Source organism: Bacillus sp. UNC41MFS5, assembly GCF_000686805.1.
Genome location: NZ_KK366018.1, coordinates 68,917 through 82,920, shown reverse-complemented (window position 1 = coordinate 82,920; position 14,004 = coordinate 68,917). Strand labels below are relative to the sequence as shown.

Annotated in this window: 15 protein-coding genes; 6 read left to right on the top strand and 9 right to left on the bottom strand. The window is 36.3% G+C overall.

Features of this window, described 5'->3' with window-relative positions:
- Positions 1-42: 42 nt before the first annotated feature.
- The 4 genes from BR30_RS0123950 to BR30_RS0123935 all read right to left on the bottom strand — a co-directional run bounded on the left by BR30_RS0123950 (position 43) and on the right by BR30_RS0123935 (position 2,981).
- Positions 43-1,152: a glycosyl hydrolase family 18 protein gene (locus tag BR30_RS0123950; protein ID WP_026567211.1), complete on the bottom strand. Its 1,110-nt coding sequence runs from the start codon at positions 1,150-1,152 to the stop codon at positions 43-45.
- Positions 1,153-1,165: 13 nt separating this feature from the next.
- Complete coding sequence (locus BR30_RS0123945) at positions 1,166-1,825, bottom strand: MOSC domain-containing protein (RefSeq protein WP_026567210.1); 660 nt, start codon at positions 1,823-1,825, stop codon at positions 1,166-1,168.
- 116 nt (positions 1,826-1,941) lie between these two features.
- A complete protein-coding gene (locus BR30_RS0123940) occupies positions 1,942-2,427 on the bottom strand; it encodes a CBO0543 family protein (protein WP_026567209.1) in 486 nt (161 codons plus the stop codon).
- Between the two features lie 257 nt (positions 2,428-2,684).
- Positions 2,685-2,981 (bottom strand): antibiotic biosynthesis monooxygenase family protein, encoded by a 297-nt coding sequence (locus BR30_RS0123935; protein ID WP_026567208.1) that lies wholly within the window; start codon positions 2,979-2,981, stop codon positions 2,685-2,687.
- 156 nt (positions 2,982-3,137) lie between these two features.
- Here BR30_RS0123935 and BR30_RS0123930 point away from each other — a divergent pair, with 156 nt between their 5' ends.
- Together BR30_RS0123930 and BR30_RS0123925 are read left to right on the top strand one after the other, a co-directional pair.
- Positions 3,138-3,794 (top strand): cupin domain-containing protein, encoded by a 657-nt coding sequence (locus tag BR30_RS0123930; RefSeq protein WP_026567207.1) that lies wholly within the window; start codon positions 3,138-3,140, stop codon positions 3,792-3,794.
- A gap of 239 nt (positions 3,795-4,033) precedes the next feature.
- A complete protein-coding gene (locus BR30_RS0123925; RefSeq protein ID WP_026567206.1) occupies positions 4,034-4,342 on the top strand; it encodes a hypothetical protein in 309 nt (102 codons plus the stop codon).
- A 62-nt stretch (positions 4,343-4,404) separates the two neighbouring features.
- Here BR30_RS0123925 and BR30_RS0123920 read toward each other — a convergent pair whose 3' ends face one another.
- Complete coding sequence (locus BR30_RS0123920; RefSeq protein ID WP_026567205.1) at positions 4,405-5,595, bottom strand: acetyl-CoA C-acetyltransferase; 1,191 nt, start codon at positions 5,593-5,595, stop codon at positions 4,405-4,407.
- Positions 5,596-5,971: 376 nt separating this feature from the next.
- Positions 5,972-6,706, bottom strand: coding sequence for a 3-oxoacyl-[acyl-carrier-protein] reductase (fabG, locus tag BR30_RS0123915; protein ID WP_231507797.1), 735 nt, complete (start codon positions 6,704-6,706; stop codon positions 5,972-5,974).
- Between the two features lie 320 nt (positions 6,707-7,026).
- On the opposite strand from fabG, the gene BR30_RS0123910 reads away from it, so the two are divergent.
- The 3 genes from BR30_RS0123910 to phaC all read left to right on the top strand — a co-directional run bounded on the left by BR30_RS0123910 (position 7,027) and on the right by phaC (position 9,495).
- Positions 7,027-7,509 carry a hypothetical protein gene (locus BR30_RS0123910; protein WP_026567203.1) on the top strand — a complete coding sequence of 161 codons (483 nt, stop codon included), beginning with the start codon at positions 7,027-7,029 and terminating at the stop codon, positions 7,507-7,509.
- Between the two features lie 88 nt (positions 7,510-7,597).
- A complete protein-coding gene (locus BR30_RS0123905; RefSeq protein WP_026567202.1) occupies positions 7,598-8,341 on the top strand; it encodes a 3-oxoacyl-ACP reductase in 744 nt (247 codons plus the stop codon).
- A 68-nt stretch (positions 8,342-8,409) separates the two neighbouring features.
- Positions 8,410-9,495 (top strand): class III poly(R)-hydroxyalkanoic acid synthase subunit PhaC, encoded by a 1,086-nt coding sequence (gene phaC / locus BR30_RS0123900; RefSeq protein WP_026567201.1) that lies wholly within the window; start codon positions 8,410-8,412, stop codon positions 9,493-9,495.
- A 238-nt stretch (positions 9,496-9,733) separates the two neighbouring features.
- Here the strand turns inward: phaC and BR30_RS0123895 are convergent, their stop codons facing one another.
- Genes BR30_RS0123895 through BR30_RS0123885 form a run of 3 tightly spaced genes read right to left on the bottom strand, consistent with a single transcriptional unit; the run spans position 9,734 to position 12,272 of the window.
- The gene (locus tag BR30_RS0123895) at positions 9,734-10,393 is read right to left on the bottom strand and encodes a DUF429 domain-containing protein (RefSeq protein ID WP_026567200.1); all 660 of its coding nucleotides are present in this window, start codon (positions 10,391-10,393) and stop codon (positions 9,734-9,736) included.
- 24 nt (positions 10,394-10,417) lie between these two features.
- Complete coding sequence (locus BR30_RS0123890; protein WP_026567199.1) at positions 10,418-11,707, bottom strand: AAA family ATPase; 1,290 nt, start codon at positions 11,705-11,707, stop codon at positions 10,418-10,420.
- Positions 11,708-11,726: 19 nt separating this feature from the next.
- Positions 11,727-12,272, bottom strand: coding sequence for a GNAT family N-acetyltransferase (locus BR30_RS0123885; RefSeq protein ID WP_026567198.1), 546 nt, complete (start codon positions 12,270-12,272; stop codon positions 11,727-11,729).
- A 216-nt stretch (positions 12,273-12,488) separates the two neighbouring features.
- Here BR30_RS0123885 and BR30_RS0123880 point away from each other — a divergent pair, with 216 nt between their 5' ends.
- Complete coding sequence (locus BR30_RS0123880; RefSeq protein WP_026567197.1) at positions 12,489-13,931, top strand: flavin monoamine oxidase family protein; 1,443 nt, start codon at positions 12,489-12,491, stop codon at positions 13,929-13,931.
- Positions 13,932-14,004: the final 73 nt, after the last annotated feature.

Sequence of the window (14,004 nt, the reverse complement as noted above, 5' to 3'; positions counted from 1 at the left end):
TCAATTTGATCTGAATCACTGCTCGTTTCTTGGACCAATCCATCACTTTTTTACTTGTAATTTCTCGGATATGGTCGTCCAGTACATGGGGTCTTCTAAGCCAAGCCGCCAAATCCCTATTCCCCGTAAGTCATATTTTTCTACAAGGTTTAGCTTATACCGCAGACTGTGGCTATTCTCAAACCAAGCCTGGTGGCTATGATTTTTATTATCTACGTAACTGAAATGAGGTGTTTGCGAACGAGAGTCCCATATAACTTTAGCTTTATATTTTGTTTTCTGACTCATTAACATTGCATAGGAACTATACAAGGCTTTGTTTGCTGTTGTATCCCAGTCCCATCCATAAGTAGCGATACCGAGTATAATTTTGGAGGGTGGTACTTTATGTTTCAAAGCATAATCAATAGTTGCTTCTATCCAATTGATTGATGCTGATGATCCGGGTGTTGTTCTTGGGTTGTGTTCATCGTATGTCATAATCATTAACCTATCTGAATATTGACCAAGCTTTTCGTAATCAAACCACGGTGACCAGGGATTAGCACGGGAATCACCTGTATTTGCCGGAACTGAAACGGTTACTACTTTCCCATCACGATGTAGTGAATCAGACAATTTTTTAATCAGCAAACTAAAGGAATCTCGGTCAGTCAAATACAAATTTTCCATGTCTATATTAATCCCGTCATAGTTAAACTGCTTTATTTCATTACGTAAGTTCTGAATGAAAACATTGCGGTTTTTTTCGTTTTGGAGGATATTACTCGCAACTCGCTTTCCCTTCTCCTCCGTTTCATAAAAGAGATTATGTACAACCATATATACCTTCAGGTGTTTGTCATGTGCACTCTGAATAACCATTATTTTATGATCTTTGGTAACCGAATCGATAAGATTGCCTGGTCGCTTCTCATCAAGCTTATACCAAAAGGGTGCGATGATACTTAAATTAGTGTATTGTGAGTTAACTGTAGGTTGAGACCCTGGTAACGTGCCTTCCTGTTCTGTATAGAAACCTAAAACCTCGCGAGGAGTTTTATTCGTCCTGTATTCTGCCTCTTTTCTTTGTGACTGACTACAGGATGACAAAAGTAAAAAGACCAGGCTTAAAGAAATGATAGTGAATGAACGATAATAATATTTTTCCATCATACACCTTCTTCTAATTTGTATTTTTGGATTGAAATTGTTTTATTAAAGTAGCACGCAGACTTTCTGATAAAGCATCAACCGATAAAACTTTTTCAAGTTTCTCTTTATTAAATTTGTCAAAAAATTTTACATCATTAACTAATGATACAGAAGCTTGTTGAGGATGTGGTTCAAGTAAAACTAAGTCATCCTTTGGTGTTACCAGACCCTCTTTTAATACTCTTAAAAGGAAACCTGTATACCCAGTATCTCTCATTCGAATAACTATATCAGGTACTTCATACTTTGTAGCAAGTTTATAACAAGGATTTCTGGGTTCGGAAACCTGAATAACGGCTTCACCAAAAGTAAAAATATCTCCAATATGAGCATTATCTTCTTTTAATCCTTCAACGGTTAAGTTCTCTCCGAACAAGGCTGTATGACTAAAATTATTTAAAATATCACTCCAATAGGAGTAGTAATCATACGGATATAAACATAGGGCTTTATCCTCGCCACCGTGATGTTCATAGGCCTGCTCATCGCTTATAAATCCTGTTTTACTTAAAAAAATGGGTTCTTGGACAGAGCTCTTTCTGATAGCCGATTCAAATGTTCTGTTGCCGTATGTTAGTATTTCGATTTTCCCTACATTTAAAGATTTAACTTGATATTTTTGATTTATCATTTGTGATCCTCCCTATATTAGGTATAATGTTTCACAAACTTTAATATAAAAATAAAAAAAGGTTGCAGCAGCAACCGTTTACCATTAAAAAGACACTAAAATATTGTAAAATTAAATTATTCAGTTACTTTTTGATGTCTCTTTAATTTATCTAATATTTTTAGTAATCCTACAAATCCTCTAATTATAAACAAAGTAAGATTTACAAAGCCAAAAGTATGAAATGGTGTCCACTTTTTCCACTGAAATAATCTTGTATTCTTTTCCATGTACCATTGACCAATACTCATGGGAACACTAAATATTAAGCTTTTTAGTAATATTTTCCAAATTTTATCGTTGTATGAAATCCTAACCCATATAACACTTAAAATCGGGAAAAATAATATGTCATAAATAATATTCGTTTTAAAAATTTTTGGAAAAGGACGCACAGGATATTCAACTCTTTTTTTTCCAACAACAAAAGAATCAATAAGAGTAGAAATTACTCCTTTTGAGAAAAAAATCACGAGATTTTCTCTCATTTTTGGTCCTTTAAATATAAATGGTAAAGAAATAAAACATAAAGATGTAAGTAAATTTAAGAGTTTCTTCTCCAAAAAAATACGCCCTTCCAAAGAAATTATAATTGACAGTATTACAATTTCCTAAACGAATAAATATTATCCTTTAAAATATTCAATAAATTTTCTGTAATATATTATTGAAAATGGGTTAATTTACAATAAAATAAGAAAATGTACGTTTCAAACTGAAAAAAATTGTCCTAATTTATCAAGCAAAAACATTGGAAACAGAACCAGCTTTGCTTAGCAGCTCCTTAGTACAGCTCTTACTTCTGTAATACAAATAATTATTAGAAAAGCGGGATGCTCTCAAAATGTTCCACAGTTGGAAAGGGATCATAGAAATGATGTAACAGGTTTTTCCATTCTTGATACTCATTGGATTGCCTAAATCCAACGGTATGGTCTTCTAAAGTTTCCCACTTAACCAATAATAAATATTTCCCCTTCACTTCAAGACAACGCTGTAATTCGTGAGATATGTATCCTTTCATAGAGGCGATGATTTCTGCTGCCTGACGAAATGCCTCCTCATACTCCTCTTCCATCCCTGGCTTAACCGTAAGCATAACGGCTTCTAATATCATATAAGTCTCTCCTATCTTAAGTGAAAAAATTGAATAAACATCTTTTATTCTATTATATAATTCCTAGGTTAATCGAACTTAAAATTAACTCACACCCAACTATAGGTATGTGCATACCATGCCTATATGTTTATTTCTATATAAGAGGTGTAGAATATGGTATCGTATATGGATTATACATCCCCATCCACTCAATACACGTTTGATGTTAATAAGAGCCCCCTCTTCATAAAAGACAACCAAAACTATATTAATGTATTAGGCGTGAAACAGTTAAATACCCTGGAAAATGTGTCTCTTTTAGATATTTTTTTAAGTACAAATAATGTCGTGGAACCGCACTATCACCAAAATGCAGCCGAACTAGTTTACTGTATTTCTGGCTCTGCTACCGTATCCATTTTGAATCCATTTACAAAACAGATACTCAATTACACGATAACACCAGGTCAGGTAGCTAACGTTCCGCAAGGTTGGTGGCATTATGAAATTGCTGGCGTTGATAACACTCATCTTTTGGCGATTTTTGATGCACCCACTCCAGAAGTAATACTAGGTTCGGATATATTAAAATTTACACCTGCTAATATCATGTCGCATACCTATTGTATGGATGATAAACAATGGGAACAAGTAATTGCACCCATCAAACCCTCCACCTATATTGGTCCATATCAGGATTGTAATCAGAGAAATGATTTGTCACCCAATCAGTATGTACATCAACAGTATCAACAACCAAAACCACAATATATTCCACTATATCCTCAAATACCCTACGTTTCGTACTATCAGCAATATTGGGGATATTGAAAGAGGGATTGCGAAAGCAATCCCCCTCAAATTTATCCTTGAAGCAAGTGAAAATTCACGAATATTTCACTTTTATATGCTCTTCATGTATTTTTCGTCACACCTTATCTTCTCTGCTGGATATACAATCAAACTGAAGCCATCCCACTAAAGGAGCTGATTAATCTCAAGTGTTAGAAGTTTAATAGTGTAGTAGTCATACATATGTATCTTTACAAAAACTTAAGGAGGGTATTCTATTGTTCAATTTATTGATTTTCGGCTTAATTGCTATTACCTTGGTGTTGTTAAGTATCTTTGTTGATGGGCTGATGAGATTATATAAGGAAGAGAAAGAAGCTGAAAAAAATGTTGTTCGCGACGGAATGGATGGAAATTTATATGGAATGGGTCCAGTAAAAATCTTCAAAACAATTTATGATGCCGATGGCAATTTAAGATATTTGGTTTATTTGCCACAGTACGAGTGGTTCAAAGCACCAACATACAAATGGTATGAAGTTTATGCCACACATAACGGATTTCATCACATCGAAGTAGAAAGATAATCTGCACAAAGTAAAATGGCTTGGAGTAATCTCCAAGCCATTTCTAAGAGGTTCTAATCCTCTTACTTAACATTTTCAATGATGGTTGCTACACCTTGTCCTCCGCCAATACATAATGTAGCTAAACCATATTGGTTTTCTCTTTTCTTCATTTCATGAATTAAAGATACCAAGATTCTTGCTCCACTTGCACCGATTGGGTGGCCAAGTGCAATGGCACCGCCATTTACATTTAGTTTTTCTTTACTAAAATGAAGCTCGCGATCAACTGCAATCGATTGAGCGGCAAATGCCTCATTTGCTTCAATTAAGTCAATGTCTTCTAAGGATAAAGACGCTGATTTAAGAGCTTTTTTCACAGCTGGAACAGGCCCGATTCCCATAATACTTGGATCTACCCCCGCTGAAGCATTCGCTTTTATTGTTACGAGAGGCGTAACTCCTAATTCGTCTGCCTTTTTACGGCTCATCACAACAAATGCAGCAGCACCGTCGTTAATGCCTGAAGCATTAGCAGCAGTAACCGATCCATCCTTTTTAAATGCCGGACGAAGTTTACCTAAGCCTTCTGCAGTTGCTCCAAAACGAGGGAATTCATCTTGGCTGAATAATGTCACTTGTCCTTTACGGCCAGGAACTTCGACAGGGACAATTTCTTCAGCAAAGCGATTGGATTCAATCGCTGCTTGAGCCTTTTGTTGACTCCATGCTGCAAATTCATCCTGTTCTGCACGTGAGATTTCATACTTTTCAGCAAGATTTTCAGCTGTAATTCCCATATGATAGTTATTTTCCGCACACCATAAACCGTCTTGAATCATGCTGTCTAACATTTTCTGATCGCCCATTTTGAATCCATTGCGTCCGCCTTTTAACAGGTATGGAGCTTGACTCATACTCTCCATTCCACCTGCAACAACAATTTCAGACTCCCCAGCAAGAATGGCTTGTGTTGCTAAGTGAACAGCTTTCAAGCCTGAACCACAGACTTTATTAATGGTTAAAGCTGGTGACTCTTGTGGAATACCTGCAGCAAGCGAAGCTTGTCTTGCAGGATTTTGGCCCAATCCTGCTTGTAACACATTCCCCATAATAACTTCGTCAACTTGATTTGGATTAATTCCAGCTTTTTCGATGGCAGCTTTAATTACAGTTGTACCTAACTGAGTGGCTGATACATTTTCTAAACTCCCTAAGAAACTACCAATAGCTGTTCTGACTGCACTTACAATGACAACTTCATTTACTGACATTATGATCTCCTCCAAAGCTAATTTATGTATTCGAATAATAATTCCTCACAAATTTTACTACATTTAGCCGTACATTTCGTGACAAACTATTCGACAAATTCAGAGTTATTTAGTTATTCCTTTAACCCTTCAATGATCAAAAATCTATAAAACTTTTTTTAAAATGATGTAGTAAATCAACGAATGGCAACGGAGAATCCGTCGTACATAAACAAATAATAATGTAAGGGTGTTCATGTTGAAGTTTAATATAAAATGACGAATTTTGTAGAAAAGTTTTTGGGTTAATTATTTTTCAATATTATTTATTGAAAATAATAACAACAAAAAAGAGAGAGAAAACCATGATTCTCCCTCTTAGCTTTGGCTATGCAGTTTAAATTACTAATCCCCCATCCACACTCAAGATCGACCCGTTTATATAATTTGCTTTATCTGAAGCCAAAAATAAGTACGCAGCGGCAATGTCTTCTGGTTTCCCGAGTTTCTTGAGAGGGGTCTTTTCCTTCATAAACTCAAGGACCTTATCTGGCACGGCAGCCGTCATGCCTGTTTCAATGAAACCTGGAGCGACTGCATTGACCCTGATCCCTTTTGGACCAAATTCTTTTGCCCAGCTCTTGGTCAACCCAATTACCCCAGCTTTGGTTGCTGCATAATTTGTTTGGCCAATATTCCCATATAAACCGACCACTGAGGATGCGTTGAGAATGACCCCTGCCCCCTGCTTTAACATATAAGGTGCAACCGCTTTCGTACATTTAAAAACACCTGAGAGGTTTACAGAAATTACTTTTTCCCAAGCTGCTTCATCCATTTTTGTAAGAAAGCCGTCTAGTGTAATTCCGGCGTTATTAATTAGAATGTCGATTCGGTCGTGCTTTTCTACTGTGGCACGGACCATCTTTTCAATCTGTGCACTGTCTGTTACATCCACTTTAAAAAACGCTAACTTTTCACTATTTAATTCCTCTAATGCAGTTTTCCCAGCTGACTCATCATAATCACAAATTACAACACTTGCTCCCTCTTGAAGAAATTGTTTTGCAGTTTCTTTGCCGATTCCTTGTGCTCCACCAGTAATTAACACGACCATTTCACTAAATCCCAATCGTATCACCTCATTTTTTACTATTCTGAACAGAACAACTACACATGATCATCATCCCAAGGCACATTGAAAAAGAAAACAACAAAACAATTATAATAAGGGGAACGAAGCCCATTATTACCATTTTTAACCATAGTATGCTTAGTTCTCTCTACTTATAACTCTTCTTTAATTCATATGGCATTTTGCGAAAAAGTGAGAATTTTGTCAAAAAATGAAGAAATGTATTTTGTGAAATTTTAAACTTTCACCTTTAAATATTCCAAACAAGTTAGTATGATGGATACGTCAACAAAAAGTAATAAAGGAGGAAGACAGAAATGAACCAAGATTTTAATTTTTATGATATGTGGAAGGATTTTTATTCCCAATCTAGTAAATTATTTGATGGGAAATTCGATGCGGAAGACTTTAATGTTTATGATATGTGGAAGGATTTTTATTCCCAATCCAGTAAATTATTTGATGAAAAATTCGGTTCAGATTACCCTTCTCAAGGGATGGGACAGTTGTTGGAGATGAATCTTCAATTTAAAAAAATGATGGATGAATCTTCGTTAAAAGCCTTAGAATTTATGAATGTACCATCTCGTAATGACATTGCGAACATTTCATCGTTAATTGTTAATGTAGATGCAAAAGTTGACGATCTTGAAGAAAAATTGGAAGAAAAATTAGACAATAATGAAGGTCAGGTGTCATTTAAGTCAGAATTGTCGAATGTTAAAAAAGATATGAAGAATTTGGATAATAAATTGAATCAAATCCTTACTTTGTTAAATACACAAAAAGAAAAGAAATAAAACGGATTACATAATAGCATGTAACACAAAGTAATGTATTAAACTAGCAGGATTATTTAAACAACTACTATAGATGGGGTGCATAAAAATGACAGAATTAAAAGGTAAAGTAGCGATTGTAACAGGCGGCAGCAGAGGTATCGGTTCATCGATTGCATTAGAACTAGCTAAGAATGGCGCGAAAGTTGTTATTAACTATAATATCCGCAAAGAATTAGCAGATAAAGTAGTCGCAGAAATTAATGAGTTTGGTGGAGAGGCTTACGCTGTTCAAGCAGATGTTTCAGAAAGTAATGAAGCAGCATACCTTGTTCAAGAAACGATCAACCATTTCGGCCAATTAGATATCCTAGTTAATAATGCAGGAATTACAAGAGACAGCACGTTCAAAAAATTGAGCGAGGAAGATTGGAGAAAAGTAATTGATGTAAATTTAAACAGTGTTTACAATAATACATCTGCGGCTCTTCCTTATCTTCTTGAATCAGAAGCAGGACGTATTATTAACATTTCATCTATTATTGGACAAGCAGGCGGATTTGGACAAACCAACTATGCAGCAGCAAAAGCAGGACTCATTGGATATACTAAATCACTTGCTCTTGAACTTGCAAAAAGCAATGTAACAGTTAATGCAATTTGCCCTGGATTTATTGGTACTGAGATGGTCCAAGCCATTCCAGAAAAAGTTCTTGCAGGCATCGTTGAAAAAGTTCCGCAAAAACGTTTAGGTAAACCAGAAGAAATTGCTCGTGGTGTTGTTTTCTTATGTAAAGATGGTGACTATATAACTGGTCAGCAATTAAATATTAACGGTGGACTTTACATGTAATTGTCATGAAGGTACAACTTTCTTTATATATTAAGAGAGTAAATAAATTTTGTTAGGAGTGAACAGTCATTAACGTTTTGCCAAAAGAATGGAATGGGGTGCTTGAATTTGCACCTGAAAAGTATCAAGAAATGTATCACCGTGTCTACAGGGCAACTCAAGTGTTAACGACCGAGGCCGAACCGGAAGTAGCACCTACACCGAAAGAAGTTGTTTGGACTAGAAATAAAACGAAGCTCTACCGGTATATTTCTGATCAACCAAAAAAACATAAAACTCCCCTTCTTTTAGTTTATGCTCTAATTAATAAACCATATATATTGGATCTAACAAAAGGTGGTAGTTTAATAGAATATTTAGTTGAACGTGGGTTTGATGTTTATCTTCTTGACTGGGGTACACCAGGTTACGAAGATAGAAATATGAAACTAGATGATTACATTATGGACTATATCCCACGTGCTGTTCGTAAGGTCATGAGACGTTCTAAGGTTGACGAAGTATCAATCCTTGGATATTGCATGGGTGGAACGATCACGTCTGCATTTGCGGCACTACACCCTGAATTACCAATTCGCAACCTTATCTTTATGACCAGTCCGTTTAGTTTTGAAAATAGCGGCTCATATGGTCCGATGCTAGATGAGCGCTATTTTGATATTAATAAAGTGGTAGAAACTCTTGGTGTAATTCCACCAGAAATGATTGACTTTGGAAACAAAATGATTAATCCAATGGGAACCAACTTTGGACCATTAATTAGTCTCGTAGAGCGAGCTGATAATGAGAAGTTTATTAAGAGCTTTAAACTTCTACGAAAATGGTTAAACGACGGGATTCTTTTCCCTGGTGAAGCCTACCGTCAGTGGATTAGAGACTTCTACCAAAATAATAAACTGATTAAAGGCGAAATGGTTATTCGAGGTCAAAAGGTTAAACTTGAAAATATCAAGGCTAATGTGCTCAATTTAGCTGGGGTAAACGACTTAATTGCCCCGCCACATCAAGTTGAGGCATTGATGAATGTGATTTCAAGTGAGGATAAAGAATTTAAAGTTTTACCTGTTGGGCATACTTCCATTACTTTTGGCAGCCAAGCAACGAAAATAACTTATCCTACGATAGCGGATTGGTTAGAAGAAAGATCCAACTAATACTAGTTTAGATGAGTGTCCCAATTGGGGCACTCCTTTTATTTTATTAAGTGAAATAGTAATGGCGGGCGGATATACAAGTTGGCAATAGTGGTAAAATTAATTATATGTAATTTTTAGGAAAAAAACAAGTATAATAGACGAAATTTATATTCAATTTAGAGAATTCAAATAATTTAAAAATAATAAACCAGAAAGAAAAACACCACAGTATCAAATACTGTGGTAGAAAGAACGACTAACAACAATAACCAAAAGGATGCAATGGAGGATTTGCAGGAAATGACCATTTTGGTTGCAACGATGGATCCTTCCAATGCCATGCTCCTAATGCTGCTGCACATGCATCAATCAAATGGCTTTCCTCATCAATAAATACAGGAAGTTTGGTTAATTTTTGCTCCGCAAACCAGTCTCGAATCCAGGTTCTTGCTAAGAGATTTTGTTTGTAGCTCAAGACATACTCCAGATCCCTTTCAGGAAGTCTCGATCCAATCACTCCACCTGGATGCACTTCCACAATCGAAATCGGATATCTTGTAGCAAGATTCCCTATTTCTCTACTAAGCTTTATCCCTCTTAGAGTAAGATATACCATTCGATTTAAGGTTGGCGGCATGATGGATCCAGGTCTCATCCCAATTGAGACAATATACTGACGAAGCAGTTTATCCCCTTGCCTATCTCCTCCCCCATCCTCATATGATAAGGGAGCATCAATCCCGATAACGACTTCATCTAATTGACTTTGAGCCTCTATTTCTTTTAAAATGTCCAAATCTCCGATATTCCTAATTAATTTCAAAAAATTTAATTGACCATTTTGTTGGTCAAATACAGTCAATACAGTATCTTTGTGATTACTTGGACCAGATAAATCAATACCTATCACTCTCATAAACCATTTACTCTCAAAAGAATATTAATCATCACCAAACCCCGCAAACCCAATCGATGCTGAGGAAAGATCTTGATCCCATTCTTGTTTTTGTTGTTTTTGCTGTAGTGATTTTAAGTCCGCACAAAGACGTCTCACATCCACTTTTTGTTCATAATGCCATTCAAGGGCAATCGATGTATATAATTCATTGAGCTGCGCATAGGAGAAATCCCTGGTCGAATCAACCACCTGCTGAATCTCTTCCACTGAAAGAATCCGAGCAATATTCTTATTTAATAAATACTGATAACGGAGCTCCTTCGTCGGTACATGAATCTCATACGCTCGGTCAAACCGTCCAGAGCGATTCATGAGAGCAGGGTCAATTTTTTCAGGATAATTGGTCGTCCCAATGATGAAAATTCCTTCCTTCGAAGTAGCACCATCTAAGATGTTCAAGAATACAGAACGGACACTTGCAGGCATGGAATCAATATCCTCAATAACTAATACCAATGGTGTTAACTTCAATACAGACGTAAATACTTCTTTAATCGTATAACTCGATGTAAATTCAGTAATCTGCCAATATGCAACTGGAGCGTTAATGCTGCTCGCGATCGATTTCACAAGGGTGGTCTTCCCATTACCTGGCTTCCCATAGAGAAGGATTCCGCGTTTGTAGGGAATGTCATAAGTTTTGAAAAACTGGCCGCTTTCCGAAAAGAATTCGTCAATCGAGCGATAAATTTCACGCTTTAACGAATCCTCTAAAAATACATCCTCCCTTCTAACCAAGGTTGTAATACTATCAATCTCTGTTTCCACACCATCTTCCGTATCCGTAAAAACAGTGACATAGTTTTTAATATAATCTCTTTTTCTTTTTAGAACATACTTCAAAAAGGCTACTAAGCAAGCATCATTTTTGGCAAAAATAAAATCATGAGTCATTTCCCCATCACTTTGGTATATGGCTAATCTTGCCAGTGCAACCTGATAATTTGGATAATAAAAGAGACCGTTGATAATACGTGGTTTAATAATCAACTCCATCGCCTTATCAGTATGGTTGGATGAGATGGTTTTGGTCTCCCCTTCTTTATAAATATGACAAATCAATTGTACTTCCGGAGATTCCTCTTTCAAGTCTTCCTCAAGAATGTCCCAAATTTCATTGGAGGTATCTTCATCTGAATACATTTGAAAGTCGATTCCCACTTCATTGACGAGTTTTTCTTGAATCGTAGAAACGATTTTGCCGTAGTCATAATAATAAGGTAATGCTTCCCTGTCGATTTTATTAGTATCAAACAAAACATTAGTTTTCATCAAATTCTCCTTATTCATATTAGTCATGAAACCTTCCCATCAATATCGTATGATAGTAATTCCCATCAGATAGGATCTTGTCCTTTTTTAAAATACCTTCTACTTCAAAACCAAGGTTTTCATAGAGTTTAATGGCTTTATCATTGGTTTCGAGAACAGCTAAAGATATTTTCTTAACTCCGTTTGAGTCCGCCCATTGGACTGATTCTAATAATAAATTTTTCCCAATCGCGTACCCCCAGAATTCTTTTAAAACACAGACGCCAAATTCTACTTTATGAGCAAATCTTTTCAATTTTTTCCCTTCGCATCTTGAAAAACCTACTAATCTATCATTGACCTCAACAACTAAAAATAAATTACTATTACTTTCTGTATCTTCTTTAATAATCCGTTTGAATCCAGATTCATCTATATACGCTTCGCCTTTTTCCCTATCCAAATTCTCTGTTTCACCATCGATTTGCAATCTAACTTCAGACAAGTTCTTTGCATCCGTCTCTTTTGCAGACCTAATGATATAACGTAAATCATTCACAAAATATTCAGTCGGCGCCACTCTCATACTTATCCCTCCCTTTTAATAGGACCATATTCTCATGATTGGAGGGTCCTTCTCTCCTATGTTATAGCACATACGTTTAGTAAAAGAAATGGTTGATTTTCCTTATATCCGAAGGAGATAAGTATTCAGGTTCATAAATAGCACATATGCCTCCCTTTCACTGTATATAATGCAATAAGGGATTTTTTGGAAACGCAAAGGAGGTTGCCCCAACAAATGAATTCCCCATTAACGGAGCAACAAATGCTGACCATCATTAGAAATGGTCTGAAGAAATCTCAAAATCCTAAACATATTATGATTATTGGTGCAGGCATGGCTGGACTCGTTGCGGCCTCTTTGCTCAAGGAAAGCGGACATCGGGTCACCATTTTGGAAGCAAATGATAGAGTTGGCGGACGTGTTTATACAATAAGAACGCCTTTTAGCGAGAATTTATATTTCAATGTCGGTCCGATGCGCATTCCGGAAAAACATCAATTAACCTTTGAATATATTAAAAAATTTAAGTTGCCTACCAATCTATTTATAAACCGAACCCCAAATGACATCCTCTACGCAAATGGCGTTAAAACGAGGCTTCAATTGTTTGAGAAGGATCCCAGCATTTTAAAATACCCAGTTACTCCAAATGAAAAAGGAAAATCATCGGAAGAACTTTTGTTTTCTGTCGTCCAACCAATCATCGATTTTATAAACAAAGATCCTAAAAAGAATTGGCCTCTTATAGAAAAACAATATAGAAATCTTTCGTTAGGCTCTTTCTTAAACTATTATTTTTCTGTCGGTGCAAATGATATGATTGGTGTGCTTATTGACTTGGAAGCGTATATGGGGATGACCTTTGTAGAGATATTACGAGAACTCATCATCTTAAACGGAACGAAGAATTTTTATGAAATAACGGGTGGCATGGATCGATTGCCTAAAGCCTTTCAACCACAATTATACGAAAATATTTTGTTTAATCAAAAGTTAATGAAAATATCTCAACATCAAAACAGTGTAACCATTCATTGTAAGCACCAGAAAACCGATCAGAGCTTCAGCATCACTGGTGACCTTGCCATTGTGACTATTCCTTTTTCCACGCTTCGGTTTGTGAAAGTCGAGCCTTATGACTCCTTCTCCTATTTTAAAAGGACAGCGATTCGTGAACTCAATTATATGGCCTCCTCTAAGATTGCCATCGAGTTTAAAAGTAGGTTTTGGGAGAAAGCAGGGCAATTAGGTGGTAAATCGATCACCGATCTGCCCATTCGATTTTCCTATTACCCTAGCTATGGTATTGGCTCAAAAGGACCTGCGGTTGTTATTGCGAGTTATACTTGGGCAGACGAGGCCTTAACGTTGGAGAGTCTATCTGAAAGGGAAATGATTCAATTTGCACTAATGAACTTGGCAGAAATTTTTGGGTATCAGGTTTATTCAGAATTTGTTACGGGGGCTGCTTTTAGTTGGAGTAAAAACCCTTTTTCTTGCGGAGGTTTTACCTCTTTTGAACCGGGTCAGGATGTTGATCTATATCCTCATATTTCTAAACCTGAGGGAAAAGTCCACTTTGCTGGTGAACATACCGGCCTTACCCACGGCTGGATTCAAGGGGCAATTGAATCCGGGATCCGTGTGGCAAATGAAGTGAATGATTTACCGAAATAATTTTAGAAACAGGCTGCGATGACTAATGGGTTATGTTTGAAGTATAACTATCCTGCCGCAAGCACAATAAGAA

What these genes read in the sequence shown, in the direction of transcription:
- BR30_RS0123905 (WP_026567202.1), top strand. Translation starts at nt 7,598, where the DNA reads ATGACAGAATTAAAAGGTAAAGTAGCGATTGTAACAGGCGGCAGCAGA.
- BR30_RS0123920 (WP_026567205.1), bottom strand. Translation starts at nt 5,595, where the DNA reads ATGTCAGTAAATGAAGTTGTCATTGTAAGTGCAGTCAGAACAGCTATT.
- BR30_RS0123930 (WP_026567207.1), top strand. Translation starts at nt 3,138, where the DNA reads ATGGTATCGTATATGGATTATACATCCCCATCCACTCAATACACGTTT.
- BR30_RS0123950 (WP_026567211.1), bottom strand. Translation starts at nt 1,152, where the DNA reads ATGGAAAAATATTATTATCGTTCATTCACTATCATTTCTTTAAGCCTG.
- BR30_RS0123935 (WP_026567208.1), bottom strand. Translation starts at nt 2,981, where the DNA reads ATGATATTAGAAGCCGTTATGCTTACGGTTAAGCCAGGGATGGAAGAG.
- BR30_RS0123910 (WP_026567203.1), top strand. Translation starts at nt 7,027, where the DNA reads ATGAACCAAGATTTTAATTTTTATGATATGTGGAAGGATTTTTATTCC.
- BR30_RS0123890 (WP_026567199.1), bottom strand. Translation starts at nt 11,707, where the DNA reads ATGAAAACTAATGTTTTGTTTGATACTAATAAAATCGACAGGGAAGCA.
- BR30_RS0123885 (WP_026567198.1), bottom strand. Translation starts at nt 12,272, where the DNA reads ATGAGAGTGGCGCCGACTGAATATTTTGTGAATGATTTACGTTATATC.
- BR30_RS0123895 (WP_026567200.1), bottom strand. Translation starts at nt 10,393, where the DNA reads ATGAGAGTGATAGGTATTGATTTATCTGGTCCAAGTAATCACAAAGAT.
- BR30_RS0123880 (WP_026567197.1), top strand. Translation starts at nt 12,489, where the DNA reads ATGAATTCCCCATTAACGGAGCAACAAATGCTGACCATCATTAGAAAT.
- BR30_RS0123945 (WP_026567210.1), bottom strand. Translation starts at nt 1,825, where the DNA reads ATGATAAATCAAAAATATCAAGTTAAATCTTTAAATGTAGGGAAAATC.